The sequence below is a fragment of the Variovorax sp. OV329 genome (assembly GCF_900114785.1).
Classification (GTDB): domain Bacteria; phylum Pseudomonadota; class Gammaproteobacteria; order Burkholderiales; family Burkholderiaceae_C; genus Variovorax.
Genome location: NZ_FOUG01000004.1, coordinates 48,147 through 74,299, shown reverse-complemented (window position 1 = coordinate 74,299; position 26,153 = coordinate 48,147). Strand labels below are relative to the sequence as shown.

Sequence of the window (26,153 nt, the reverse complement as noted above, 5' to 3'; positions counted from 1 at the left end):
GGCGTGATCTTGTCAGGCGGCGCCGAGGAAGCCGAAGCCTTCGATGGGCTGGCGGTCGCCGCTGATGAGCGCGGCAATGGCCTTGCCCGAGCCGGCGCCATGGGTCCAGCCCAGCGTGCCGTGGCCGGCGTTCACCCACAGCTTGCTCACGCGGGTCTGGCCGATGAAGGGGATGTTCGTCGGCGTGGCCGGGCGAAGGCCGGTCCAGTAGTGCGGCTCGCCGCCCTCGGCCTCGCTGCGCGTGTCGCACACGCCGGGCAGCACCTCTTCGACGCGGCGCTTGAGCAGATCGCAGCGGGCGCGTGCCAGGGGCGTGTCCAGCGAGGTGTCGAAGCCGGCCAGCTCGATGGTGCCTGCCACGCGCAGGTGGCTGCCCATGCGCGTCATGGCGCATTGCACCTCGTCGTCGATGGTGCTGATCCAGGGCGCGGCCTCGGGCTGCAGGATGCGGAAGGTGGCCGAGTAGCCCTTGCCGGGGTAGATGGGCAGGTCCACGCCCACGCTGCGCAGCAGCGGTGCGCTGTAGGAGCCGCAGGCCACCACCACCGCATCGGCCTGCAGCGAGACGTCGTTGCTGGCCGAGTCCTCGCCGCTGCCCGCGCTCACGTGCACCGCCTTGACCTCGTTGCCCTCCACCTCGATGCCGTGCACCGTGCGGCCGAAGAGCATGCGCGCGCCCAGCCGCGCGCAGTGCCGCGCGAGCGCCTGCGTGAAGCTGCGCGCGTCGCCCGATTCATCGCTGGCCGTGTAGGTGCCGCCCACGATGTGCTGCTCCCCCCAGCCGCGGAAGGCCGGCTCGATGGCCAGCAGTTCGTCGCGCGTGAGCACCTGGCGCTGCACGCCGTGCGCGCGCATCAGCTCGACAGCCTGCGCCGCCTCGTCGAGCGACTTGCGGCTGGTGAAGTAGTGGGCGATGCCGCGTTCGATCCGGTCGTACTCGATGCCGGTCATGCTGACCACGTCGCGCAGTGCCTCGTGGCTGTAGGCGCCCAGGGCCACCAGCTGCGCCACGTTGCGCGCGAAGGCCTTGTCGTTGCACTGCCCCAGGAAGGCCAGGCCCCAGCGCCACTGCTGCCAGTCGGCCTGCGGCCTGAACAGCAGGGGCGCTTCCTTGCGGAACATCCACTTCAGGATCTGCAGCGGCGCGCCCTTGTAGGCCCAGGGCTCGCAGTAGCTGACGGAGATCTGCCCGGCATTGCCGGCGCTGGTTTCGAGGGCTGCATCGGGCTGTCGATCGACCAGGGTGACTTCGTGACCGCGCTCCAGAAGATGCCACGCGGTGCTGACGCCGATGATGCCGGCGCCAAGAACAATGACTTTCATGGGCCCGGAGTGTGGCCTATCCCGCGCCACAATCCGCGCCATGCTGAATCGCCGAGAGCTGAACCGTGCTGCACTTTGCATTGCGCTGGGTGCGTGGGCCCTGCCGCGTCCTTCCAACGGGCAGGAAGCGCCCCGCTGGCGCAGCGATCCCTTCGGGCTGGGCGTGGCCAGCGGCATGCCGCGCGAAGGCAGCGTGGTGCTGTGGACCCGGCTCGCGCCCCTGGGCGAGGAATCCGCCGAGCGCGATGCGCGTCCACCTTGCCAGGTGCGCTGGGAAGTCTTCGCCGACGAGGCGCTGCGCCAGCGCGTCGCCGCCGGCGAGCAAGTGACCGATGCGGCGCGCGCCTTCAGCGTGCACGTGCAGGTGAACGGGCTCGCGCCGCAGCGCAGCTACTGGTATCGCTTCACCTGCGGCGACGCAGCGAGCCCGGTGGGCCGCACGCGCACCGCGCCGGCGGCCGGTGCCGCGGTGGCGCGCCTGCGGCTGGCGCTGGCTTCCTGCCAGCACTACGAATACGGCTTCTACGCCGCGCACCGCGAGATCGCCGGGCGCGATCTCGACGCAGTGGTCTTCGTGGGCGACTACATCTACGAAGGGCACATCGGCCCATCGCTGGCGCAGCGCCGCCACGACGGGCCGGTGCCGCTCACGCTGGACGAATACCGCGCCCGCCACGCCCACTACAAGCGCGATGCGGACCTGCAGGCCGCGCATGCGGCGCACCCCTGGATCCTGACCTGGGACGACCACGAGGTGGTCAACGACTACGCTTCGGACCGCGAGCCCGCGCCCACCGGCACCGAGCAGTTCCTGCGGCGCCGCGCCGCCGCCTACCGGGCCTACTTCGAGCACATGCCGCTGGCGCTGGCGCCGCAGGGCCCCGACATGCGCATCCACGACCGCTTCGCCTGGGGCGACCTGGCCGACATCTGGACCCTGGACTGCCGCCAGTACCGCAGCCACCACGCCTGCGCCGATCCGCAGATGGACCACGGCCGCATGCTGACCAACTGCGCCGAGCTCGCCGACCCCGCGCGCACCATGCTCGGCACGGCCCAGGAGCGCTGGCTGGCCGAAGGCGTGGCCACGTCGAAGGCACGCTGGAAGCTGCTCGCGCAGTCCACGCAGGTCAGCGCCACCAGCATCGAGACCGCACAAGGCCGCCAGACCTGGACCGACGGGTGGGACGGCTACCCGGTGGCCCGCCAGCGCATGCTGCAGGCCATGGCCGATGCGAAGCTGCGCAATGCCGTCACGCTGGGGGGCGACGTGCACCGCTTCATCGCGGCCGACCTGCGCGTTCGGCCCAACGAGGCGGATTCGCCCGTCGTCGCCAGCGAGTTCGTCGGCGGCTCGGTCACCTCGCGCGGCGCCAGCCGGGCGGCCATGGACAAGATGCGCCTGGACAACCCCGACATCGCCCATGCCCGCGGCGACGAGCGCGGCTATGCCTTCCTGGACATCGACCGCGGCGCGGCGCGCTGCGAGTTCCGCGCCACGCCACATCCGGCCCTGAAGGACGCGCCCCTGGGCCGGCAGGCCCTCTATGTCGTGGAAGACGGACGCGCCGGCGTGATGGCGGGCTGAGTCTGCGCGCCCTGGCCGTGCTCAGCGCGGCGCCGGCACCTCGATCAGCAAGTGCGGCCTGAAGCCTTCCTGCTCGCCCTTGCTGCGATAGCCCAGCGGATTGGCCACCACGCGGCAGCCGTCCTTGACGTAGTCGAAGGCGCAATGCAGGTGGCCATGCAGCCACAGCTGCGCCTGGGGCAGCAGCTCGTCCAGCGAATTGCAGAAGCCGGCCGTGCCCGGCGTGAGGCCGTAGCGCGGATCGGCGCTGGCCAGGCTGGGCGCGAAATGCGTGACGACCACCGTCGTTCCGTCGAAGGGCTGCGCCAAGGCCTCGCGCAGCCAGGCCTGGCTGTCCAGGCTCTGGGCGCGCACTTCCTCGGCCAGGAAGGGCTGGCCGTTGCGCGTGGTCGCGCAGGTCCTGAGGTAGTAGTTGGCCGCGCGCATGGCCTTGCCGCGCTTCTTCAGCTGCTCGGTCATCGAGTCCTTCGCCGGATCCACCAGCGCGTCGAAGTCGGCCCACAGCGTGCTGCCGATGAAGCGCACGCCATCGATCAGCAGCGTTTCCGACTCCAGCCACTGGATGCCCAGTGCGTCGCAGGCCTCGCGCAGGCGCAGGTGGACCGCGTCGAAGTCGTCGTTGTCGTACTCGTGGTTGCCCGGCACGTAGAGCACCGGCACCGGCCAGCCGTGCCTGGGTGAGAAGCGTTCCAGACCGAAGAGCGTGTCCTCCAGCCGCGAGCCCGCCTGGTAGGAGCCGATGTCCCCGGCCAGCACCAGCAGGTCGGCGCCCGGCGCCGGCCCGACCTCGAACTTGGGATGCGATTCCAGGTGCAGGTCGGATAGGAGTTGGAGCTTCATGGGGCCATTGTCGACGCCGAGATCCGAGGGTTCCGCTCATCGGGTTATGCGCAGCCCGCATAACCTTGGCAAGCAAGGGCTAGGGAAAACCCTTAAAGTAGACCCATCGACAACTCAGAGGCGTGGTCTCAAGGACCCGCAACATCATGCTTAGCTTGATCGCCCAAGTGGTGAATTTCTTCCGTTCCTCCGCTGCCCAGCCCAGCCACGCTTCGGCGCTGATGGAAGCAGCCGACGGCATGGCCGGCTACGACGCCCGCCACGCCCAGGAACTGCGCGCTGCCGCCAGCGCCTGGCTTAGCGTCGTCCGCTGAGCGTTGTGGTAGAAGTCAGCGCCTACTGACGCTGGCTAGAGCTTGACCCCGGAGCCCTTCACGACCGGGGCCAGCTGCGTGACCTGTTCGCGCACGAATGATGTGAAGCCGGCCGCACTGGTCGCCAGGGTGGCAATGCCCAGCTCCGCCATCTTCTTCTTGAAGTCTGCGTCCTGCAGCACCTCGTTGGTGGCCGTGTTCAGCCGTGCCACCACGTCGGCCGGCAGCTTTGCCGGGCCCGACAGGCCGAAGAAGTTCTCCAGCACCAGCTTCGGGTAACCCGCTTCCTCCACCGTCGGAACGTCCGGCACCAGCGCAGAGCGCGTCTTGGACGTGACCGCGATCGGCCGGATCTGACCCGCCTTGAAGTACGGCACGAAGGCCGTCAGCACATCGATGCCCAGCGGAATGGTGCCGGCGATCAGGTCGGTGGTCATGGGCGCGCCGCCGCGATAGGGCACGTGCACCAGCTCGGCCTTCATGTCCTTGCGCATCAGCTCGCCATAGATGTGACCGATGGAGGCCGGTCCGCCCGAGCCGAAATCCAGCCGGCCGGTGGCCTTGGCCTGCTTCTCGATGTCTGCCATGGTCTTGATCGGAGTCTGCGGGTTGGCCATGACCACGCAAGGCGCCGTGCCGACCATCGCGATGTGGGTGAAGCCTTCCACCGGGTCGTAGGGCTGCTTGTCCAGCGCGAAGGGGCCGATGGACAGCGGCGTCGAATTGGCCATCAGCAGCGTGTAGCCGTCGGCCGGCGCTCCCACCACCGCCAGCCCGCCCACGCTGCCGCCGGCGCCGGGCCGGTTGTCGATCACCACCGGCTGCCCCAGCTTGCGCGCGAGCTGCTCGCCCAGCACGCGGGCGACGATGTCGCTGGCGCCGCCGGCCGGGAAGCTCACGATGATCTTGATCGGGCGCTCGGGCCAGGCGGCGAAGGCTGGCAAGGCAAGGCTGGCGGCGCCAGCCCCGAGGGCGCAGATGGCGCCGCGGCGGGTGAGCTTGGTCATGTCTGAAAGATTAGGTTTGTGGACGTTTTGCTTCAAGCACGAAGCGCGCCGCGGCCCGGCTGTCCGTGATGCAGCGCTCCCTCAGTCGCCGCCACAGCCCGAGCCGCCGTCTCCGTCGCCACCGCCATCGCCCGAGGACTCGCTGCCGCCGAAGCCCTGCGCGTCGCCCCCGCAGCCACCGCCTCCACCACCGCCCTCGTTGCCGAAGCTGCTGCCGCAGTAGACGTCCGAGCGTGCCGCCTTGTCGATAGCGCTGCAGTCGGCCACGTAGGCAAAGCCGCCGGCCACGGCGAACTTGGCATCCAGCGCGAAGAGCAGCGGCAGGCGCGAGGGCTTGCGCGGGTCGATGCTCTCTTCCTTGCAGGCCCAGTACCAGCTACGCCGCAGGCCGTCGTTGCGCCTGGCGCTCTTGCCCAGCACCTCGGCCGGCGTGTGGTGCAGCAGGCGGCCGAAGGCGATGTCGCACCAGCGCGCATAGCCGCGCGTGTGCAGGATGAACTCGTGCCAGGCCGCGTCCGCGATTTTCGAGGGCATGGCGACGAACTGGTGCTTGCTGCGCGAATGGGCCAGGAAGAACTGGCGCAGCCCGTGCAGCACCAGGTCGGCGTCGCGCGGCCGAAGCTGCGGATAGGCCTCGCGGACCTTGTCGGCGAGGAAGGACGGCAGCTGCGCCTCGCGCAGGAACTGCCGGCGCAGGCTGGCCAGCCAGCCCGACAGCGCCGCCCAGCCCACCACGCCGAAGAAGAGCAGGGCCAGCACCGCACCGCCCAGCCGCGCGCGCAGGCCCCAGGCGATGAGCAGGACCAGCGGCCACCAGAGGATGCGCACCCACCGCAGCGCCTGGATGCGGCGCCGGAAGGGAAGCTGGTCGAAGCTGGGAATGTGGGCCATGTCGGTGAGCAGGGTTGGGCGCGCCGGGTCAGTCCGGCCGGGCAGGGCGGGGGAAGGCCATTTCGGCCGAACGCACCAGCGCCTCGCGCAGCCACTCGTGGGCATGGCCGTACTGGGCGCGGCGGTGCCAGACCGCATCCACGTGCATCAGCGGCTGTTCGAAGGGCAGGTCGCGCAGCACCAGCTGCTCCCGGAAGCCCGTGACGCCGATGAAGTGCCGCGGCAGCACCGTCAGCAGGTCGGAGCTGGCCACCACCCGGCCGGCGGTGAAGAACTGGTTGACCGTGGCCACGATGCGCCGCTCGCGCCCGAGCGCGCCCAGGGTCTGGTCGACGAAGCCGAAGGGCCGGCCGGAGAAGCTCACCAGCAGGTGGCGCGCAGCGCAGTACTCGTCCAGCGTGAGCGGCACCTGGGCCAGAGGGTGGTCGTGCCGCATGGCGCACACGTACTGGCTGACATAGAGGCGCTGGGACTCGAAAGGCAGCGCCTCGCCCGACTGGGCGGCCGCGGTGAGGCTGGCCATCAGCGCCGGGAAGTAGCCGATGGCCATGTCGGCCGCTTCTTCTTCCAGCAGCGGCCGGGGGTCGCGGGTGGTGAGCGGCACCGTGCGCACCGAGATGCCCGGCGCCTCGGCCTCGCCGATGCGGACCAGGCCCGGCATCAGTTCGGCCGCGGTGGCGTCGGCCATGGCCAGCACGAAGGTCGTCCGGGCCAGCCCCGGATCGAAGGCACTGGGCGCCAGCGTGTGCTGCAGCTGGCGCAAGGCCTCGCGCACCGTCGGCCACAGGGCCAGGGCGCGGGGCGTGGGCTCCACGCCGCTGCCGGCCCGGCGCACCAGTTCATCGCCCAGCAGATCACGCAGGCGGCGCAGGGCGTTGCTGACCGCCGGCTGGGTGATCGACAGGTTGCGCGCCGCCCGGGTGAGGTTGCGCTCGGCCATGACCTCGTCGAAGACGCGCAGCAGGTTGAGATCAAGCGTGCGAAAGTTGACAGACATAAGCGTGGTGAATGACGAGCATCACAAAGATAAAGTTGCTAAACATCAGGGAGAACCCTAATATTCATCCCATCAGGCCACAAGCCGTACATCGAGAGAGAGAAAAACATCATGACCACCAACAGCTTCGTTCACGTCGAACAACCTACCGAACACCCCGGCGTCGCCCGCGCCGAGGCCGTCGTTTCCCAACTGCGCATGGCTCGCGGCCGCCTGAACGGTGCGCGCGGCATGGCCGCCCTGCTGCTGGCCGCCGTCGTCGGCGCCATCCTGGTGGTGGTGGACCGCATGGCCGCCAACCTGCAGGACGGCGAGATGCTGGCCATGTGGGCCGTGATCTCCGCCCTGTTCTTCGTCGCCGTGTCGGTGGGTGTGAATGCCCTGCTTCCGCTGGGTGCCCGCCTGACCGCCGCCTGGGAACGTGCCGCCGAGCGCCGCGCCAACGCCCGCGCCGACGCGCAGTTCATGGCCTACGCTGCCTTCGACCCCCGCGTGATGCACGAGCTGCAAGCCGCCATCACCCGCTACGAGTCGGCCAACCCGGAAGCCGCGCCGGCTGCCGTCGCCGCCCAGCGCAAGCTGGCCGCCGAGCTGCCCAGCCTGTACGAATCCACGCGCCGCGTGCGCATGGCCTACTACTACTGAGCCAATCAGCGCCAATTAAAAAGCCGCCCCACAAGGGCGGCTTTTTTTGCCTGCAGCCGGGGCGGCTGCAGGTCGATCAAGGCCGGTCAGGCGGCCAGGCGACGCTCGATGGCGTCCTTGGTTTCCGGCATTTCCTTGGGCAGGTGGTCCTTGAGCTGCTCGAAGAGCTCGGCGTGCAGCTTCAGCTCGGCCGCCCAGGCGGCCTTGTCGATGCTGGAGACGCTCTTGAACTGCTCGGCGCTGAAGTCCAGGCCGGTCCAGTTGAGCTCTTCATAGGTGGGGCTCACGCCGAACACGTGGTCCGTGCCCTGGGCCTTGCCTTCGATGCGGTCGATGATCCACTTGAGAACGCGCATGTTCTCGCCGTAGCCGGGCCAGACGAACTTGCCGTCGGCGCCCTTGCGGAACCAGTTGGTGGTGTAGATGCGCGGCTGCCTGGTGCCCGAGGCCTCCAGCTTCTTGCCCAGGTCCAGCCAGTGCTGGATGTAGTCCGCCATGTTGTAGCCGGCGAAGGCCAGCATGGCGAAGGGGTCGCGGCGCACCACGCCCACCTGGCCCACGATGGCGGCGGTGGTCTCGGAGCCCATGGTGGCGGCCATGTAGACGCCTTCGGTCCAGTTGCGGCCCTCGGTCACCAGCGGCACGGTGGTCGAGCGGCGGCCACCGAAGATGAAGGCATCGATGGGCACGCCGGCCGGGTCGTCCCAGGCCGGGTCCAGCGCCGGGTTGTTGGTGGCGGCCACGGTGAAGCGCGAGTTCGGGTGCGCGGCCTTGGTGCCCTTTTCCTTGGCGATGGCCGGCGTCCAGTCGTTGCCCTGCCAGTCGATCAGGTGCTCGGGCAGCTTCTTGCCGGGCACGTCGTCTTCCAGGCCTTCCCACCACACGTCGCCGTCGTCGGTCAGGGCCACGTTCGTGAAGATCACGTCGCGGTCCAGGCTCTGCAGGCAGTTGGGATTGGTCTTGAGGTTGGTGCCGGGGGCCACGCCGAAGTAGCCGGCCTCGGGGTTGATGGCGTACATGCGGCCATCCTTGCCGGGCTTGATCCAGGCGATGTCGTCGCCGATGGTGGTGACCTTCCAGCCCTCGAAGCCGGCTGGGGGCACGAGCATCGAGAAGTTGGTCTTGCCGCAGGCCGAGGGGAAGGCGGCGGCCACGTGGTATTTCTTGCCTTCGGGCGAGGTCACGCCCAGGATCAGCATGTGCTCGGCCAGCCAGCCTTCGTCGCGGCCCATGGTCGAGGCGATTCGCAGCGCGAAGCACTTCTTGCCCAGCAGCGCGTTGCCGCCGTAGCCCGAGCCGTAGCTCCAAATCTCGCGCGTCTCGGGGTAGTGGACGATGTACTTGGTCTTGTTGCAGGGCCAGCTGACGTCCTTCTGGCCGGCGGCCAGCGGGGCGCCCACGGTGTGCACGCAGGGCACGAACTCGCCGTCGGTGCCCAGCACCTCGTACACCGCCTTGCCCATGCGGGTCATGATCTTCATGTTGACCGCCACGTAAGGGCTGTCGGACAGCTCGATGCCGATGTGCGCGATGGGCGAGCCCAGCGGCCCCATGGAGAAGGGCACCACGTACATGGTGCGGCCCTTCATGCAGCCGTCGAACAGGGGCTGCAGGGTGGCACGCATCTCGGCCGGGGCGACCCAGTTGTTGGTCGGGCCGGCGTCTTCCTTCTTCTCGGAGCAGATGAAGGTGCGGTCTTCCACGCGGGCGACGTCGCTCGGGTCGGAGTTGGCGAGGAAGGAGTTGGGGCGCTTGGCCGGGTCGAGCTTCTTGAAGGTGCCGCCGTCGACCAGCAGTTGGCAAAGGCGGTCGTATTCCTCCTGGCTGCCGTCGCACCATTCCACGCGCTCAGGCTTGCACAGCGCCGCCATGTCGGCCACCCAGGCAATGAGCCGGGCATTCTTCACATACGAGGGCGCCTGAATGGTCAGGCCCTTCATCACGGGTGCGTTCATCGAAAAACTCCTAAGTTGAAAAACGGTCTTTTCGAACGAGTCTCGGAACGCGCGGGGCGGCGAGTGTCGTTTGAGAAAACGTCTTTCCTGTCGGGTTTTTTCAGTGTGCCGAACGCAGAAAAAAATGGCGCCCCTCTGTTCAGGGGGCGCCGTTGGGGGCGCTGCGTCAGGCCAGGTAGATGGCGATGGAGGCCAGCAGCAGCATCAGCACTCCGCCGCACAGGGGCAGCACGATGGGCATCAAGGGGACGATCGATTCGACGGTGTCTTGTTCGACGCCGGCAGCGTGGCCGTGATCGGCGGGAGCGGGGTGGGACATTGCTCTGATCCTGAAGTGTCTCGACTGAACACGATTTTACCCGGCGCTCCCTGGCGCGGACTCAGGGCAAGCGATATAGGCCCTCAGGCTTCCCCGTCAGTCTGGAACCCGGCTTGGCGTAGGGCAGCAAGCACCGAGGCCAGGTGCTCGCGTCCGCGGGTCTGCAGCACCAGCTCGATCTCCACGTTCTGCGCCGCCAGCATGGTGAAGGCCCGCTGGTGGTGGACCTCGTCGATGTTGGCGCCCGCTTCGGCCACGACCGCCGTGATGCGGGCCAGTATGCCCGGCACGTCGCGGGCGCTCACGCGCAGCCGGGCGAGCCGGCCGGCCCGCACCATGCCGCGCTCGATGATGGCGCCCAGGAGCAGCGGGTCGATGTTGCCGCCCGATAGCACCAGCCCCACCCGCTTGCCTCGAAAACGGTCGGGGTGGCGCAGGAGCGCGGCCAGTCCGGCGGCACCGGCGCCTTCTACCAGGGTTTTTTCGATCTCCAGCAGCATCAGCACCGCCTGCTCGATGTCGCCCTCGTCCACCAGCAGCATGTCGTCGACGAGGCCGGAGATGATTTCCAGCGTGCGCACGCCCGGCGTGCCCACCGCGATGCCTTCGGCAATGGTGCTGCTGCCCGGCTCGTGGGCCGTCTTCTTGACCGCGTTGAACATGGCCGGAAAGCGCGTGGTCTGCACGCCCACGATCTCCAGGGTCGGCGCCATCGCGCGCGCCGCGACGGCCATGCCGGCCAGCAGGCCCCCGCCGCCGACCGCGACCACGAGTGCGTCGAGGTCGGGGACTTCTTCCAGCATCTCCAGCGCCAGGGTGCCCTGGCCGGCGATGATGGCGTCGTCGTCGTAGGGATGCACGAAGCTCAGGCCGCGGCTTTTCGCGAGTTCGAAGGCGTGCTCGCGTGCGGCATCCAGGGTGTCGCCGTGCAGCACCACCTCGGCACCGAAGCTGCGTGTGCGCTCGATCTTCACTGCCGGCGTGAAGCGCGGCATGACGATGGTGGCCGCCAGCCCCAGCCGCTGCGCGTGATAGGCCACGCCCTGGGCATGGTTGCCGGCCGACATTGCAATCACGCCGCGCACCCCTTGCTGGGCCAGTTGCATCAGCATGTTGCAGGCGCCGCGTTCCTTGAAAGAGGCGGTGAACTGCAGGTTCTCGAACTTGAGGAAGACCTGCGCCCCCACGATCTGCGACAGCGTGCGCGATTCGAGAAAGGGCGTGGCCAGCAGCTGCCCGCCGATGCGCGCCTGCGCCAGGCGGATGTCTTCGATGGAAACCATGCGGGATTGTGGCGGCAATGCACTGCTGCGGTGGCGGTGTCGCAGCAATGGAGCAGCTTCGGCGCGATCGCTAGGGTTAATCCGCTGGCGAACTCTTCACGAAGCCAAAAACCTGCGCTATGGTCGCGCTCAATACGACCCACTGGCGCCCATGCGGCGCCGTCTCAATCGAGAGGAGGCAGTTCAACATGGTCAGGCGCGCCGGGATCGACCCCATCGCAGGTGCCACGCGGGCGCAGTCGCTGCCCTCGCCTGGCCTGCGCGAGGCGCCGGTGCTCGAACTGATGTGCTCGCACTTCGTGCTGACCCTGGCGGCCAAGCAGGGCCCGCGCTTCAACGTGCGTCGCGACCTCAACGGACTGCTCTCGCTCACCGGCCGCCACCTGGTGTGGCCCGCGCCGGTGCTGATGCGCCTGCGTGAATTCCTCTCGCGCCGCTGCGTGGGCAACGAGGTGTGGAGCGGCGTGGAGGGCTATGAGCCGCGCACCCTGCTGGAGCGCCACGGCGTGTGGCGCGGCCCTTATGAGGAAGGCACGCTCTTCTTCTACCTGGACGAATACGCCAAGGACCAGCCCAAGGACCTGTTGTCGGTGCTCTCGGTCACGCGAGACTGGCTCACGCACGCGCTGCGCAAGCAGTCCACGCTGGTGGAAAAGAACATCGATGCGCTGGCGGGCCTCTTGCAGCTCAACAAGGCCGAGCGCGCGCTGCTGCTGTACGGGACGCTCGCGCGCTACCAGCGCGACCTGCGCTCGCTGCTGGTGGAGTTCAAGGTCAACAACGCGCCCGAGGCCTATGCCGCCATCGCCGAGGTGGCCGGCGTCAGCGCCACCGACGTGGGCGAGGCGCTGCGCGCCGGTTCGCGGCTGGAGCGCATCGGGCTGGTGGAGAACCTCATCTCCGAGCACAACATCACCGACCTGGCCGACCTGATGAAGGTCAGCGAGAAGCTGCCGCCGGTGCTGATGCGCGAATACCGCGACCACAACGAGCTGATGGCGGTGTTCACCCGGCCCTCGGCCAAGTCCACGCTGGGCGTGGAGGACTTCGCCTTCGTTCGCGAGGACGCGGACATGCTCATCGCCCTGCTGCGCGCCGCCGTGGCGCGCAAGGAGCCGGGCGTGAACGTGCTGATGTACGGCCCGCCCGGCACCGGCAAGACCGAGCTGGCCAAGGTGGTGGCGCAGGCCGCGGGGCTGGAGCTGTTCGAGGTCGAATACGCGGACCGCGACGGCAACTCGCTCAGTGGCCGCGACCGCTATCGCTCGCTGCAGATCGCGCAGGTCTTCCTCAAGGGCAGCGCGCAGGCGGCCTTGCTGTTCGACGAGGTGGAAGACGTCTTCCCGCCCATCAGCACCGAGGCCGCGCAGTACATGGCCCGCGCCGAGCAGATCGCCGCCGCACCCAGCGGCAGCGTGAGCGGCAAGGCCTGGGTCAACCAGATCCTCGAATCCAACGCGGTGCCCACGCTGTGGGTCACCAATCGCATCGAGCAGATCGATCCGGCCTTCCGCCGGCGCTTCGCATATCACCTGGAATTGAAGTCGCCGCCGCCCGGCGCGCGCGAGCAGCTGGTGCGCAAGACGCTGGAAGGCGTGCCGGTGTCCGACGCCTTCGCCGCCAAGCTGGCCGAGCGCAAGGGGCTCACGCCGGCGCAGATCCGCACCGCGGTGCGCTTCGCAGGGCTGGCGCAAGTGGGCGAGGCCTCGGTCGAGAGCCTCATCGAGCGCCAGCTGCGCAATGCCGACCAGGCGCTGGGCAATCTCGCGCAGGAGCGCGGCATGCGCCAAAGCGTGACCACCTACGACCTGGACATGTTGAACGTGGAGACGCGCTTCGAGGTGCCGCGCGTCGTGACCGCGCTCAAGGCGCGCGGCCACGGCACCCTGTGCTTCTACGGCCCACCGGGTACCGGCAAGACCGCATTGGCAGAGCACATCGCGCGCGCCATCGGCCGGCCCTTGCTGGTCAAGCAGGCCAGCGACCTGATGAGCAAGTACGTCGGCGAGACCGAGCAGAACATGGCCGCCATGTTCCGCGAGGCCGAGGCCGAGAAGGCCGTGCTGCTGCTGGACGAGGCCGACAGCTTCCTGCAGGACCGGCGCGGCGCCCAGCGCACCTACGAGGTGACCGAGGTCAACGAGATGCTGCAGGGCATGGAGCATTTCAACGGCGTGTTCGTGTGCACCACCAACCTGCTGGACCGCATCGACCAGGCAGCGCTGCGCCGCTTCACCTTCAAGATCAAATTCATGCCGCTCACCGGCTCGCAGCGCGAGCGCATGTTCGTCAACGAAGCCCTGGCGGGGGACACGCAGCAGATGGGCGCCGAGTTGCGCACGCGCCTGGCGCGGCTCGATCAGCTTTGCCCCGGCGACTTCGCCGCGGTGAAGCGGCAGACCGACATCCTCGCGGCAGAGTTCTCGGCCGATGAATTCATGGACCAGCTCGAGGCCGAGCACCGCGTGAAGCCCGAGGTGCGGGAATCGCGCGGCATGGGCTTCATGCACTGAGTCGCGCCGGCGCAACGACCGCCCGGGGCGCGGGCTGTTACGCTGCCCGGCCATGAAATCCGCCTGCCGTGTTCTTTCCATTGCCCTGACCAGCGCAGTGCTCGCCGCCTGCGGCGGGGGCGGTGGGAGCGACAACTCGCCCCTCAACCCTTCGGGCGGCGCCTCGGCCGCCAGCGTTGCCGGTCTCTGCGCCAACCCGCGCAGTGGCCTCGATCCCGCCACCGGCCGGGCCTTCACAGACCGCGCCGGCAGCCTCGACACCGAGAAGTCGTGGGTGCGAGCCTGGATCGACGACACCTACCTCTGGTACGACGAAGTGCCCGCGGATCTGAAGGCTTCCGACTACGGCACGCCCCAGGCCTATTTCGCGGACCTGAAGACGCCGTCGAAGACCGCGTCGGGCCAGCCCAAGGACCGCTTCCACTTCACGCAGGACACCGCCTCCTACCAGTCCTTCGTTTCGGATTCGACCACCATCGGCTACGGCATGGAGGTGGCGGTGCTGCGCAGCGCTCCGCCGCGCGAGGTGCGCGTGGCCTTCGTCACGCCGGGTGGCCCGGCCGCGCTCGCCGGCCTGGCGCGTGGCGACCGGCTGCTGACGCTCGACGGTGCGGACGTGGCCGCCGGTTCCGCCACGACGCTCAACGCCGCCCTGGCACCGCAGCGCGCCGGCGAGGTGCACAGCATGGTCGCCTCCAGCGCGGCCAGCGGCACGCGCGGCGTGACGCTCACCGCCGCGTCGGTCAGCACGCCGCCGGTGATGAACGTGAAGGCGCTGCCGGTGGCCGGCAGCACGGTGGGCTACCTGCAGTTCAACGACCACACCGAGCTGGCTGAATCGCAACTGGTCGCGGCCTTCCAGCAACTGAAGACCCTGGGCGTCACCGACCTGGTGCTGGACATGCGCTACAACGGCGGCGGCCTGCTGGGCGTCGCCAGCGAACTGGCCTACATGGTGGCCGGCCCGGTCGTCACGCAAGGCAAGACTTTCGAGCGCCTGGTCACCAACCACAAGAACCCCTACGGCATGAGCGCGGCGCAGTCCACCTACCCCTTCCAGTCCACCGCGCTGGGCTATTCGACGGCGGCCGGCCAGCCGCTGCCCTTCCTGGGACTGAACAAGGTCACGGTGCTGAGCGGCCCCGACACCTGCTCGGCCAGCGAATCGGTGGTGAACGGCCTGCGCGGTGTCGGCGTGCAGGTCGACCTGGTGGGCAACACCACCTGCGGCAAGCCCTATGGCTTCTTCGCCCAAGGCAACTGCGGCACCACCTATTTCGCCATCAACTTCCAGGGGGTGAACGCGCAGGGCTTCGGTGACTACGGCGACGGCATGGCACCCAAGTGCGCTGTGGCCGACGACTTCGAGCATGCGCTGGGCGATCCGCAGGAAGCGCGGCTGGCGGCGGCGCTGAACCTGCGGGCCGGCGGCACCTGCCCCGCGGCGTCCGGCTCGGGCTCGGGTTCGCAGAAGGCCGGCGGCACGCTGGTGGAAGCGCCCTACCTGCGGCGCGATCCGATGCGCGAGATCAAGCGCATCGATCCGCTGATGCAGCCGCAGACCTGAGCGCGTGCTCTAAAGTCGGCCTCCGCTTCGATCGACAACGACCGCATGGAGACAACCGCGACATGGCTGATGCAGAAAAAGTGAAAGGACCCGCCTCGTACTTCCCCTCCATCGAGAAGAAGTACGGCCAGCCCATCGCCCACTGGCTGGGCCTGCTGGGCAGCATGAAGGGCCTCAAGCACATGGAGATGGTGGCGCGGCTGAAGGACGAGCACGGCATGGGCCATGGCCACGCGAACGCGCTGGTGGCTCACCACCTGGCCGGCGGCAAGACCGGCTGATGAGCGGACGATGAGCAACGCCCAGCACCTGGTCGCGGCCTGCGCCGCGATGGTGCTGCTGGTCGCCATCGTCGGCCTGCGGCTGTTCGCCGTGCGCGTGGACGAGATGCGCGCCAAGCGCATCCATCCGCAGGCCGCCGCCGACTCGCTGAAGGTGGCGTCGCGCCTGGACAGGGTGCAGGCCGCGGACAACTTCAGGAACCTGTTCGAGTTGCCGGTGCTGTTCTACACGCTGGTCGCCGTGGCCCTGGCCACGGCGCCGGTGCCGGATTGGCTGGTGGCGGGATCGTGGTGCTTCGTGCTGCTGCGCTACGTGCACAGCGCCATCCACTGCAGCTACAACCGGGTGCTGCACCGCTTCACGGCCTATGGTTTGGGGCTGGTGCTGCTGGCCGGGTTGTGGGCGGCGTTCATGGTTCAGATGCTGGCGCACCGGCCCTGAGGCTTCCGTCTTTTGCCATGACGGCGGCCAGGAGTCGCCGGTAGAAACCCGCCGTGGCGGCGCGGGCCGAATCGGGACAATGCAGCACCCATCCGCAGCATCCGGAGACCTGCCATGTACCCAGGCAAGTACGCGCAGCAGCATGCCGACCGCCCCGCCTTCATCATGGCGACCAGCGGCGAATCCCTGAGCTATGCGCAGCTGGAGGCGCGCAGCAACCGGCTGGCGCACCTGCTGCGGGCCCGGGGCCTCAAGCGCCTGGACCACTACGCGGTGTTCATGGAGAACAACCGCCACTTCATCGAGTCCTGCGTGGCGGGCGAGCGCACCGGCCTGTACTACACCTGCATCAACGCCTACCTCGCGCACGAGGAACTGGCCTACGTCATCAACAACAGCGAGGCGCAGGTGCTCATCACCTCGATCGCGAAGCTGCCCGTGGCGAGGCAGGCGCTGGCCGAGTGTCCCAAGGTGACGCTGTGCCTGGTGGCAGGTGGCTTCGATGGCGAGGCGCATGCGGGCGCCGCGCGCCTGGTCGACTTCGATGAAGCCGTGGCGGCCTTTGCGGACACGCCCGTGGACGACGAGTGGCTGGGCACCGCCATGCTCTATTCCTCGGGCACCACCGGCCGCCCCAAGGGCGTGCTGCGGCCCCTGCCGGAGAACCCGCCCGGCGAGCCGCTGCCGCTCTTCCATTTCCTGAACAAGCTGTGGCAGTGCGAGGAGGGGATGATGTACCTCTCGCCCGCGCCCCTGTACCACTCGGCACCGCTGGCCAACGTGTCGCTGGTCATCCGCAATGGCGGCACGGCGGTGATCATGGAGCACTTCGATCCTCAGCACTACCTGGCGCTGCTGCCCAGGCACCGCATCACGCACACGCAGTTGGTGCCCACCATGTTCACGCGCATGCTCAAGCTGGAGCCGGAGGAGCGCGCGAAGGCGGACACCTCCAGCCTGAAGATCGTCATCCATGCCGCCGCGCCATGCCCGGTGCAGATCAAGGAGCAGATGATCGACTGGTGGGGCCCGATCATCCACGAGTACTACGGCGCCACCGAGGGCCTGGGCTTCACCGCCTGCGACAGCCAGGAGTGGCTGGCGCACCGTGGCACGGTGGGCCGCGTGCTGCTGGGCGACATCCACATCGTCGACGAGCAGATGCAGCCCGTGCCCAAGGGCGAGAGCGGCGAGATCTGGTTCAAGACCGGTTCGCCCTTCGTGTATTTCAACGACCCCGAGCGCACCGCGCTCACGCGTTCGCCCGACGGCACCATGACCACGGTGGGCGACATGGGCTACCTCGACGAGGACGGCTTCCTGCACCTCACCGACCGCTCCACCTTCATGATCATCTCGGGCGGCATGAACATCTACCCGCAGGAATGCGAGAACCTGCTCATCACGCATCCCAAGGTGGCGGACGCGGCGGTGTTCGGCATTCCCAACGCCGACCTGGGCGAGGAGGTGAAGGCCGTGGTGCAGCCCCTGCCGGGCATCGCGCACACGCCGGAACTGGAGGCGGAGCTGATCGGCTTCTGCCGCGAGCACCTGGCGCACATCAAGTGCCCGCGCTCCATCGACTTCACCGGGCAGCTGCCGCGCCTGCCCACCGGCAAGCTCTACAAGCGGCACCTGCGCGACGCCTACTGGCAGGGGCACGCCAGCCGCATCGTCTGAACGCCCCCTGCCGACGACTCCCCGTGATCGGTGCGTGACAATGCGCGCACCGAAATCCTGCAAGCAGCACGAGGGAGATGCACAACATGAAGAGAAGAGCCTGGCTCCTGTCGGCCGCGTCTGCCGCCGCGCTCGCGGCCTGCGCCGGTGTGCGCCGGGCGCAGGGCGGACCCAAGGTCATCATCGACAGCGACTACAACACCATGAGCGACGACGGCCAGCTGGGCGCCATGGCGGTGCAGCTGCAGGCGCAGGGCCGTCTGCAGGTCATGGGCATCACCGTGGTCTCGGGCAACAAGTGGCTGCAGCAAGGCGTGGCCGAGGCGCTGATGTCGATGGAGCGCCTGGGCGCTGGCGATCGCATCGGCGTGTATGCAGGCGCGAACCTGCCGCTCAACCATGACTACGTCACCATCCAGGCCGAGCTGAAGGCCGGTGCGGGAGGTGATGGCTACCTGGGCGCGTGGAAGACGCCCGAGCCCAGGTCCGCGGCTGACCTGGTGCGTCCGCCGGACGGTTTTGCGACGCGCACCCAGGTCCAACCCACGGGTGCCGTGGATTTCATCGTCCAGACCATCAAGGCCCATCCGCACGAGATCACCCTCCTGGCCGTTGGCCCGCTGACCAACATCGCGCTCGCCATTCGCCAGAGCCCGGAGATCGTGCCGCTCATCCAGCAGATCATCTACATGGGCGGTGCCGTGCACGTGCCCGGCAACACCACCAAGGCGGCGGAATTCAACTGGTGGTTCGACCCCGAGGCGGCGCAGTTCGTGCTGCGCCAGCCCATCCCGCAGGTGGTAGTGCCGCTTGACGTGACCAACACCGTGCAGCTCAACAAGGCCACCTTCGAGCGCATCGCGCTGGCCAGCCCGCCCACGGCCGTGACGCGCGTCTATGCGCAGGAGTGGTTCAGCCGGCGCTTCGCCCGCGACCCGAACTACACCAGCAACATCTGGGACACGCTGGTCATCGCCTACCTGCTCGACCCCAGCTATGCCACCCAGGTCGACGAGGAGTACGTGGACGTGATCGCCAAACCCGGCGATCCGCAGAACGGCCGCTCGGTCGGCTACGCGCAGCCACCCGAAGGCGTGAAGCTGCAGAAGATGAAGGTGGTCAAGCGCTTCGACAACGCGCGCTTCCTGGACCTGTACGTGGACCTGCTCACGCGCCCGGTGCCGGTCGCGCTGCCGCCGGCAGGCTGAGACGGCACCGGGCCGGCGTCGAGCTCAGAAGGCGGCGCACACCCGCAGCACCTCGGTGCCGTAGGCCTGCAGCTTCTTCTCGCCGATGCCGCTGATGCCATGCAGGTCGTCCAGCGTGGCCGGCGCGCGCTCGGCGATGGCGGCGAGCGTGGCGTCGTGGAAGATCACGTAGGCCGGCAGGTTGTGCTCCTTCGCCACCTCGGCGCGCCAGGCCTTGAGCGCCTCGAAGCGCTTCTGCCCGTGGGCGTCCAGCGTGGCGGCCGCCGCAGCCGGCTTGGAACTGCTGCCGCCGCTGCCGCTGCGCTTGCGTGAACCGCTGCGCGACGATGCCGGCTGCGAGACCGACTCGCGCAGCTGCACCGACACCTCGCCACGCAGCACGCCGCGCGAAGCTTCGGTGAGCTGCAGCGTGTTGAAAGCCTGCGCATCCACGCTCAGCGCGCCGGTGGCGATGAGCTGGCGCAGCACGCCACGCAACTGCGGCTCGCTGAACTCCGCGCCCAGGCCGAAGGTGGAGAGGCGCTCGTGCCCGTACTGCTTGGTCTTCTCGGTGCTCTTGCCGCGCAGGATGTCCATGATGTGCCCGGCGCCGAAGCTGATGCCGCTTTGCTGCTGCACGCGGTAGATGGTGGAGAGAAGCTTGCGCGCCGCATCCGTGCCGTCCCACACCTGCGGTGGATTCAAGCAGTTGTCGCAGTTGCCGCAGGGCGTGCTCTTCTCGCCGAAGTAGCCCAGCAGCCGCACCCGCCGGCAATCGATGGCCTCGGCCAGCGCCAGCAGCGCATCGAGCTTGCCGCGCATCACCTGCTTGAAATCCTCGGTGGCGGGGCTCTCGTCGATCATGCGGCGCTGGTTCACCACGTCCTGCAAGCCGTAGGCCATCCAGGCATCGGCCGCCAGGCCGTCGCGGCCGGCGCGGCCGGTCTCCTGGTAGTAGCCTTCGATGTTCTTGGGCATGTCCAGGTGCGCCACGAAGCGCACGTCGGGCTTGTCGATGCCCATGCCGAAAGCGATGGTGGCCACCATCACGATGGCGCTCTCTTCGTCGCGCAGGAACCGGTCCTGGTGCTTCTGGCGCACGGCCGCATCCAGGCCGGCGTGGTAGGGCAGTGCGTTGATGCCCGCGTCCATCAGCAACTTCGCCACCTCTTCCACGCGCTTGCGCGACTGGCAGTACACCACGCCCGATTCGCCTTCGTGCTCGCGTTCGATGAAGCGCAGCAGCTGCGTGGTGGCGTCCTTCTTCTCGACGATGGTGTAGCGGATGTTGGGCCGGTCGAAGCTGCTGACGAACTGCCGCGCCTCCTGCAGCTGCAGCCGCTCGACGATGTCGGCGCGGGTGAGTGCATCGGCCGTGGCGGTGAGCGCGATGCGCGGCACGCTGCTGAAGCGCTCGTGCAGCACGGTGAGGGCGCGGTACTCGGGGCGGAAGTCGTGGCCCCACTGGCTCACGCAATGCGCCTCGTCGATGGCGAACAGGCTCAGCTTGCCGCGTGCATGCAGGCCGTCGAGCATTTCAAGGAAGCGCGGCGTGGTCACGCGCTCGGGCGCTGCGTACACCAGGGTGATCTCGGCGCGCGCGACGCGGCGCTCGACGTCGAGCGTCTCGTTCCAGTCCAGGGTGGAGTTGAGGAAGGCCGCATCCACGCCCGCTTCGTGCAGCGCGCCCACCTGGTCGTGCATGAGCGCGATGAGCGGCGACACCACCACCGTCACGCCATGCCCGGTGCGTTGGCGCGCGATGGCGGGGATCTGGTAGCACAGCGACTTGCCGCCGCCGGTGGGCATCAGCACCAGCGCGTCGCCGCCGTCGCCCACGTGCTCGACGATGCCGGCCTGTGGACCGCGAAAGTCCGTATAGCCGAAGACCTCCTGCAGGATCTGGTGCGTGAGGATGGCGGTGGCGGAGTCGGGCTGGGGGAGGGCGGACACGGGTGGGCTACAAGGGTAGGCATGCGCCTGGAGCGGCGCATGGGCTCCAATTGTCTCAGCCTCGCCGAGACCGCCGCCAGAAGCGTCACTGAATTGCTTCTGGAGCGCGCCCTCGAGCAACTGGCACGACCCTTGCAAGCAATATCGCCCGGATAGTCTGACCTGTATAGACAGCATTCTGGTGCGCTACCATCGAGGAAAACGCACCGAAATGGGCCTCGTCAGGGTTTGACCTGTATAGACAGGCACAGGCATCCGCACAAAATTCGCCTACTTTCCAAAAACGTTTGTCGTTCCTCCAGGAGTCTCCATGGTCAAGAAGCTCGTCGTCCAAGTTGCCACCGTCGTCGCTGCAGGCCTCCTCGCCAGCGGCGCGGCGCAGGCGCAAGAAACCAAGCTCGCGCTGGGCATGTCCGGCTGGACCGGGTTCGCGCCGCTCACGCTGGCCGACAAGGCCGGCATCTTCAAGAAGAACGGCCTGGACGTGGAACTGAAGATGATTCCGCAGAAGGACCGCCACCTGGCCCTGGCCTCCGGCGCCATCCAGTGCGCGGCCACCACGGTGGAGACGCACGTGGCCTGGAACGCCAACGGCGTGCCCATCACGCAGATCTTCCAGATGGACAAGTCCTACGGCGCCGACGGCCTGGCCGTGCGCAACGACGTCAAGGGCTTCGCCGACCTCAAGGGCAAGGCCATCGGCGTGAGCGCCCCAGGCACCGCACCCTATTTCGGCCTGGCCTGGATGCTCAGCAAGAACGGCATGAGCCTGAAGGACGTGAAACTGGTCTCGCTGGAGCCGCAGCCCGCCGCCCAGGCCTTCGTGGCCGGCCAGAACGACGCCGCCATGACCTACGAGCCCTACCTGTCGACGGTGCGTTCCAACCCCACCGCCGGCAAGATCCTGGCCACCACGCTGGATTACCCGATGGTGATGGACACCGTGGGTTGCGCGCCCACCTGGCTCAAGGCCAATGCCAAGGCCGCGCAGGCACTGGCCAACTCCTACTTCGAGGCGCTGGAGATGATCAAGGCCGACCCGGCCAAGTCCAACGAGATCATGGGCGCCGCGGTGAAGCAGCCGGGCGAGAAGTTCGCGGAATCGTCGAAGTACCTGCGCTGGCAGGACAAGGCGGCCAACCAGAAGTTCTTCGCGGGCGAGCTGATGCAGTTCATGAGGGAGTCGGTGCCGATCCTGCTGGAGGCCGGTGTGATCCGCAAGGCGCCCGATGACCTGAACGCGACATTCGACGCTTCTTTCATCAAGTAAAGCAGCAGCACAGAGCGCAACAGGATGAGCACGATGCAAGCCGCGTCCCCGATCCGCAATGCAGCCGCGCCGGCACCCCTGCCGGCCGTTGCTGCCAAGCCCGCGCGCCGCTCGCGCGCCTGGGCCCCGCTGGAGCCCGTGAGCCCGCGCAGCCGCTGGGTGCTGGGCGTTGCCTTCTTCGTGCTCTTCGTTCTCGTGTGGGGCGCAGTCACGCTGGGCGGGCTGGTGTCGCCCACCTTCCTGGCCAGCCCCGCCACCATGGTGAAGGAAGCCTGGCTGCTCTTCACCGAGTTCAACTTCATCCACGACATCGGCATGACCGTTTGGCGGGTGTTCGGCGGCTTCATCCTGGCGGCCGTCGTCGCCGTGCCCCTGGGCATCGCGATGGGCGCGTACAAGCCCGTCGAGGCCTTCCTGGAGCCCTTCGTCTCCTTCTGCCGCTACCTGCCGGCCTCGGCCTTCATTCCGCTGCTGATCCTGTGGGCGGGCATCGGCGAGACGCAGAAGCTGCTGGTGATCTTCATTGGCTCGGTGTTCCAGATCATCCTGATGGTGGCCGTCACCGTGGGCAGCGCCCGCAAGGACCTGGTGGAGGCCGCCTACACCCTGGGTGCCGACAGCCGCGGCATCGTGCGGCGCGTGCTCATTCCAGGTGCCGCGCCCGGCATCGCGGAGACGCTGCGCCTGGTGCTGGGCTGGGCCTGGACCTACGTGATCGTGGCCGAGCTGATCGGCTCTTCGTCGGGCATCGGCCACATGATCACCGACAGCCAGGCGCTGCTGAACACCGGCCAGATCATCTTCGGGATCATCGTGATCGGCGTCATCGGCCTGATCTCCGACTTCGTCTTCAAGGCGATCAACAAGCGTCTCTTCGCGTGGGCATCGCTATGAACAATCAACTGTCGATCCGTGGCGTCTCGCGCACCTTCGAAGGCGCGCGCGGCCAGAAGACCCAGGCCCTGCTGCCGGTGGATTTCGAAGTGCGCGAGAACGACTTCGTCACCATCCTCGGCCCCTCGGGCTGCGGCAAGTCCACGCTGCTGCGCATCGTCGCCGGCCTGGACTACCCCACCGGTGGCCAGGTGCTGCTGGACGGGCAGGCCGTCGAGGGCCCGGGTGCCGACCGCGGCATGGTGTTCCAGAGCTACACCCTGTTCCCCTGGCTCAACATCGAGCAGAACATCCGCTTCGGCCTGCGCGAGCGTGGCGTGAGCGAAGCGCAGCAGAAGGAGCGCGCCGCCTACTTCATCGCCAAGGTGGGCCTGCGCGGCTTCGAGCACCACTTTCCCAAGCAGCTCTCGGGCGGCATGCAGCAGCGCACCGCCATCGCCCGCGCGCTGGCCAACGACCCGAAGATGCTGCTCATGGACGAGCCCTTCGGCGCGCTGGACAACCAGACCCGCGTGCTCATGCAGGAACTGCTGCTGGGCATCTGGGAGGCCGAGCGCAAGACGGTGCTCTTCGTCACGCACGACATCGACGAGGCCATCTTCATGGCCAATCGCGTGGCGGTGTTCAGTGCGCGTCCGGGCCGCATCAAGAGCGAGATCGCGGTGGACCTGCCGCACCCGCGCCACTACACCATCAAGACTTCGCCAGAATTCATGGACCTGAAGGCACGCCTCACGGAAGAGATCCGCGCCGAATCCATGGCAGCCGCCGAACACTGACGCGAAGAAGAAGAACTCGATGATGTCCAAGACCCGCCCCGTCCAGCCGCACAAGCGCACCACCGCAAAAGCCGCCGCCCCCGCGCCGGCCATGCCCGCGCTCGCGCTGTACGAGCAGGTCAAGGAACACATCACCCGCCGCATCCAGGACGGCTCCTGGCCCGCGGGGCACCGCCTGCCGTCGGAGCACGAGCTGGTCGCGCAGTTCGGCATCTCGCGCATGACGGTCAACCGCGCGCTGCGCGAGCTGGTGGAGCAGGGCCGCGTCGTGCGCGTGGCCGGCGTCGGCAGCTTCGTGGCGGAGGACAAGCCGCAGTCCACGCTGCTGCAGATCGCCAACATCGCCAGCGAGATCCGCGCGCGCGGCCACGACTACGGCTACCGCCTGGTGTCGGGCGAGCGCGTGGCGGCGTCTGCCGACGTGGCCGCCTGGCTGGACCTGCGCGCAGGCGAGTCGGTGTTCCACAGCGTGTGCCTGCACCTGGAAGACGGCGTGCCGGTGCAGCTGGAAGACCGCTACGTGAACCCCCGCGTGGTGCCGGACTTTCTGGAGCAGAACCTGAAAGTCACGCCGCCCAGCGAGTACCTCGTGAAGAGCGTGCCCTTCGACCAGATCGAGCACCTGGTCGATGCGGTGCTGCCGACCGCCGAGCAGGCGCAGCGCCTGGCCATGCCCGCGGCCGAGCCCTGCCTGCTGCTCACGCGCCGCACCTGGTCGCGCAGCGTGCCGGTCACGCTGGTGCGCTGCCTGCACCCTGCCTCCAGGTACCGGCTAGGCAGCCGCTTCCGCGCGGACGGCAACCCCAGCTTCGGCTGACGAATCGGCACATCCGTCGCAGCGTACGCACGAAACTACTTGTATAGACAACTTACAACCATGAACACAAAGACTGTCACACTGAACCCGGGCCAGGTGGACCTGGCCCTGCTGCGCCGCATCCACGCGGGCGGCATCGCATTGAAGCTGGCCGACAGCACCGCCGCCGGCATGGACGCCGCGCGGGCCGCGGTGCAGCGCATCGTCGATCACGACGAGGTGGTCTACGGCATCAACACCGGCTTCGGCAAGCTGGCCAGCACGCGCATCGGCAACGACCACCTGGCAGAACTGCAGCGCAACCTCGTGCTCTCGCACAGCGTTGGCACCGGGGCGCCGCTCGATGCCGCCGTGGTGCGCCTGGTGCTGGCCACCAAGGCGGTGAGCCTGGCGCGCGGCCACTCGGGCGTGCGGCCCGCGCTGGCGCATGCGTTGCTGCAACTCTTCAACGCGGGCATCACGCCGGCGATTCCCTGCAAGGGCTCGGTGGGCGCCTCGGGCGACCTGGCGCCGCTGGCGCACCTGGCCTGCGTGCTGATCGGCGAAGGCGAGGCTTTCACGGCCCAAGGCGAAAAGGTGAGCGGTGCGCAGGCGATGAAGCTCATCGGCCTCGATCCCTTCGTGCTCGGCCCCAAGGAAGGGCTGGCGCTGCTCAACGGTACGCAGGTCTCGACCTCGCTGGCGTTGGCTGGACTCTTCGGTGCCGAGAACGTGTTCGCGGCGGCGCTGATGTCCGGCGCGCTCTCGCTGGAAGCCATCCAGGGTTCCATCAAGCCCTTCGACGCGCGCATCCATGCCGCGCGCGGCCAGCCCGGCCAGATCGCCGTGGCCGCCGCGGTGCGTACGCTGCTCGAAGGCAGCGAGATCGTGCCTTCGCATGCCGACTGCGGCCGCGTGCAGGACCCGTATTCGGTGCGCTGCATTCCGCAAGTGATGGGCGCCTGCCTGGACAACCTCTCGCATGCCGCGCGCGTGCTGGTGATCGAGGCGAATGCGGCATCGGACAACCCGCTGGTCTTCACCGACACGGGCGAGGTGATCTCGGGCGGCAACTTCCACGCCGAGCCGGTGGCCTTCGCTGCCGACATCATCGCGCTGGCGGTTTCCGAAGTGGGCGCCATCTCGGAGCGCCGCACCGCGCTGCTGCTGGACACGGGCCTGTCGGGCCTGCCGCCTTTCCTGGTGAAGGACGGTGGACTCAATTCCGGCTTCATGATCGCGCAGGTCACAGCTGCGGCGCTCGCCTCGGAGAACAAGTCGCTGGCCCACCCCGGCAGCGTGGACAGCCTGCCCACCTCGGCCAACCAGGAGGACCATGTCTCCATGGCCACCTATGCGGCGCGCCGCCTGGGCGACATGGTGGGCAACACGGCGGTGGTCGTCGGCATCGAGGCCATGGCGGCTGCGCAAGGCATCGAGCTCAAGCGCGGCCTGAAAAGCTCGCCCTTGGTCGAAGCCGAGTTCGCCGCCATCCGCCAGAAGGTCGCCTTCGTCGAGCGCGACCGCTACCTCGCACCCGACATCGAATCCATGCGGCAGTGGGCCATGAACGCCCAGCTGCCCGACGTCCTGCTCCACATCCTGCCCAGCCACACCTCGGAGGTCTGA

At 68.3% G+C, this 26,153-nt stretch carries 23 protein-coding genes; 14 read left to right on the top strand and 9 right to left on the bottom strand.

From position 1 onward, the window contains the following. Positions 1-12: 12 nt before the first annotated feature. The gene (locus BM345_RS07755; protein ID WP_254789643.1) at positions 13-1,365 is read right to left on the bottom strand and encodes a D-amino acid dehydrogenase; all 1,353 of its coding nucleotides are present in this window, start codon (positions 1,363-1,365) and stop codon (positions 13-15) included. On the opposite strand from BM345_RS07755, the gene BM345_RS07750 reads away from it, so the two are divergent. Next, positions 1,364-2,911, top strand: coding sequence for an alkaline phosphatase D family protein (locus BM345_RS07750; RefSeq protein WP_254789642.1), 1,548 nt, complete (start codon positions 1,364-1,366; stop codon positions 2,909-2,911). The genes BM345_RS07755 and BM345_RS07750 overlap by 2 nt on opposite strands. 21 nt (positions 2,912-2,932) lie before the next feature. Here BM345_RS07750 and BM345_RS07745 read toward each other — a convergent pair whose 3' ends face one another. Next, positions 2,933-3,751, bottom strand: a complete 819-nt coding sequence (locus BM345_RS07745) for a metallophosphoesterase (RefSeq protein ID WP_093377522.1) — start codon at positions 3,749-3,751, stop codon at positions 2,933-2,935. A 146-nt stretch (positions 3,752-3,897) separates the two neighbouring features. Here BM345_RS07745 and BM345_RS30070 point away from each other — a divergent pair, with 146 nt between their 5' ends. Then, complete coding sequence (locus tag BM345_RS30070) at positions 3,898-4,065, top strand: hypothetical protein (RefSeq protein WP_175544937.1); 168 nt, start codon at positions 3,898-3,900, stop codon at positions 4,063-4,065. 35 nt (positions 4,066-4,100) lie between these two features. Here BM345_RS30070 and BM345_RS07740 read toward each other — a convergent pair whose 3' ends face one another. The 3 genes from BM345_RS07740 to BM345_RS07730 form a co-directional block, all read right to left on the bottom strand. Further along, entirely contained in the window at positions 4,101-5,072 is a 972-nt protein-coding gene (locus BM345_RS07740) for a Bug family tripartite tricarboxylate transporter substrate binding protein (RefSeq protein ID WP_093377520.1), read from the bottom strand. Positions 5,073-5,153: 81 nt separating this feature from the next. Further along, entirely contained in the window at positions 5,154-5,963 is an 810-nt protein-coding gene (locus tag BM345_RS07735; RefSeq protein ID WP_093377517.1) for a glycine-rich domain-containing protein, read from the bottom strand. Between the two features lie 28 nt (positions 5,964-5,991). Further along, the gene (locus BM345_RS07730) at positions 5,992-6,960 is read right to left on the bottom strand and encodes a LysR family transcriptional regulator (RefSeq protein WP_093377515.1); all 969 of its coding nucleotides are present in this window, start codon (positions 6,958-6,960) and stop codon (positions 5,992-5,994) included. Positions 6,961-7,071: 111 nt separating this feature from the next. Between BM345_RS07730 and BM345_RS30065 the strand changes: the two genes are divergently transcribed. Further along, positions 7,072-7,605: a hypothetical protein gene (locus tag BM345_RS30065; RefSeq protein WP_093377512.1), complete on the top strand. Its 534-nt coding sequence runs from the start codon at positions 7,072-7,074 to the stop codon at positions 7,603-7,605. An 86-nt stretch (positions 7,606-7,691) separates the two neighbouring features. Here BM345_RS30065 and BM345_RS07720 read toward each other — a convergent pair whose 3' ends face one another. From BM345_RS07720 to BM345_RS07715, 3 genes are all read right to left on the bottom strand, one after another. Continuing rightward, positions 7,692-9,560 carry a phosphoenolpyruvate carboxykinase (GTP) gene (locus BM345_RS07720; protein ID WP_093377510.1) on the bottom strand — a complete coding sequence of 623 codons (1,869 nt, stop codon included), beginning with the start codon at positions 9,558-9,560 and terminating at the stop codon, positions 7,692-7,694. A gap of 166 nt (positions 9,561-9,726) precedes the next feature. Next, entirely contained in the window at positions 9,727-9,879 is a 153-nt protein-coding gene (locus tag BM345_RS30060) for a hypothetical protein (RefSeq protein WP_175544936.1), read from the bottom strand. An 83-nt stretch (positions 9,880-9,962) separates the two neighbouring features. Further along, positions 9,963-11,162 carry a threonine ammonia-lyase gene (locus BM345_RS07715; protein ID WP_093377507.1) on the bottom strand — a complete coding sequence of 400 codons (1,200 nt, stop codon included), beginning with the start codon at positions 11,160-11,162 and terminating at the stop codon, positions 9,963-9,965. A gap of 188 nt (positions 11,163-11,350) precedes the next feature. On the opposite strand from BM345_RS07715, the gene BM345_RS07710 reads away from it, so the two are divergent. From BM345_RS07710 to BM345_RS07685, 6 genes are all read left to right on the top strand, one after another. Then, entirely contained in the window at positions 11,351-13,675 is a 2,325-nt protein-coding gene (locus tag BM345_RS07710; RefSeq protein WP_093377505.1) for an ATP-binding protein, read from the top strand. 52 nt (positions 13,676-13,727) lie between these two features. Beyond that, positions 13,728-15,242 (top strand): S41 family peptidase, encoded by a 1,515-nt coding sequence (locus BM345_RS07705; protein WP_093377502.1) that lies wholly within the window; start codon positions 13,728-13,730, stop codon positions 15,240-15,242. 62 nt (positions 15,243-15,304) lie between these two features. After that, positions 15,305-15,523, top strand: a complete 219-nt coding sequence (locus tag BM345_RS07700) for a DUF4287 domain-containing protein (RefSeq protein ID WP_093377500.1) — start codon at positions 15,305-15,307, stop codon at positions 15,521-15,523. Positions 15,524-15,533: 10 nt separating this feature from the next. Further along, positions 15,534-15,965 (top strand): MAPEG family protein, encoded by a 432-nt coding sequence (locus BM345_RS07695; protein WP_175544935.1) that lies wholly within the window; start codon positions 15,534-15,536, stop codon positions 15,963-15,965. A gap of 114 nt (positions 15,966-16,079) precedes the next feature. Then, entirely contained in the window at positions 16,080-17,645 is a 1,566-nt protein-coding gene (locus BM345_RS07690; RefSeq protein ID WP_093377497.1) for an AMP-binding protein, read from the top strand. A gap of 86 nt (positions 17,646-17,731) precedes the next feature. After that, positions 17,732-18,853 (top strand): nucleoside hydrolase, encoded by a 1,122-nt coding sequence (locus BM345_RS07685; RefSeq protein ID WP_093378362.1) that lies wholly within the window; start codon positions 17,732-17,734, stop codon positions 18,851-18,853. 24 nt (positions 18,854-18,877) lie between these two features. Here the strand turns inward: BM345_RS07685 and recQ are convergent, their stop codons facing one another. Next, the gene (gene recQ, locus BM345_RS07680; RefSeq protein ID WP_093377495.1) at positions 18,878-20,785 is read right to left on the bottom strand and encodes a DNA helicase RecQ; all 1,908 of its coding nucleotides are present in this window, start codon (positions 20,783-20,785) and stop codon (positions 18,878-18,880) included. A 310-nt stretch (positions 20,786-21,095) separates the two neighbouring features. Here recQ and BM345_RS07675 point away from each other — a divergent pair, with 310 nt between their 5' ends. From BM345_RS07675 to hutH, 5 genes are all read left to right on the top strand, one after another. Further along, positions 21,096-22,055, top strand: coding sequence for an ABC transporter substrate-binding protein (locus BM345_RS07675; RefSeq protein ID WP_093377493.1), 960 nt, complete (start codon positions 21,096-21,098; stop codon positions 22,053-22,055). Between the two features lie 33 nt (positions 22,056-22,088). Next, positions 22,089-22,949, top strand: coding sequence for an ABC transporter permease (locus BM345_RS07670; protein WP_093377490.1), 861 nt, complete (start codon positions 22,089-22,091; stop codon positions 22,947-22,949). Next, on the top strand, positions 22,946-23,728 hold the full coding sequence (locus BM345_RS07665; protein ID WP_093377488.1) for an ABC transporter ATP-binding protein: 783 nt from the start codon (positions 22,946-22,948) through the stop codon (positions 23,726-23,728). Before BM345_RS07670 ends, BM345_RS07665 begins: the two co-directional genes overlap by 4 nt. Positions 23,729-23,819: 91 nt before the next feature. Then, positions 23,820-24,545 (top strand): histidine utilization repressor, encoded by a 726-nt coding sequence (gene hutC, locus BM345_RS07660; RefSeq protein ID WP_254789661.1) that lies wholly within the window; start codon positions 23,820-23,822, stop codon positions 24,543-24,545. A 60-nt stretch (positions 24,546-24,605) separates the two neighbouring features. After that, a complete protein-coding gene (gene hutH, locus BM345_RS07655) occupies positions 24,606-26,153 on the top strand; it encodes a histidine ammonia-lyase (RefSeq protein ID WP_093377485.1) in 1,548 nt (515 codons plus the stop codon).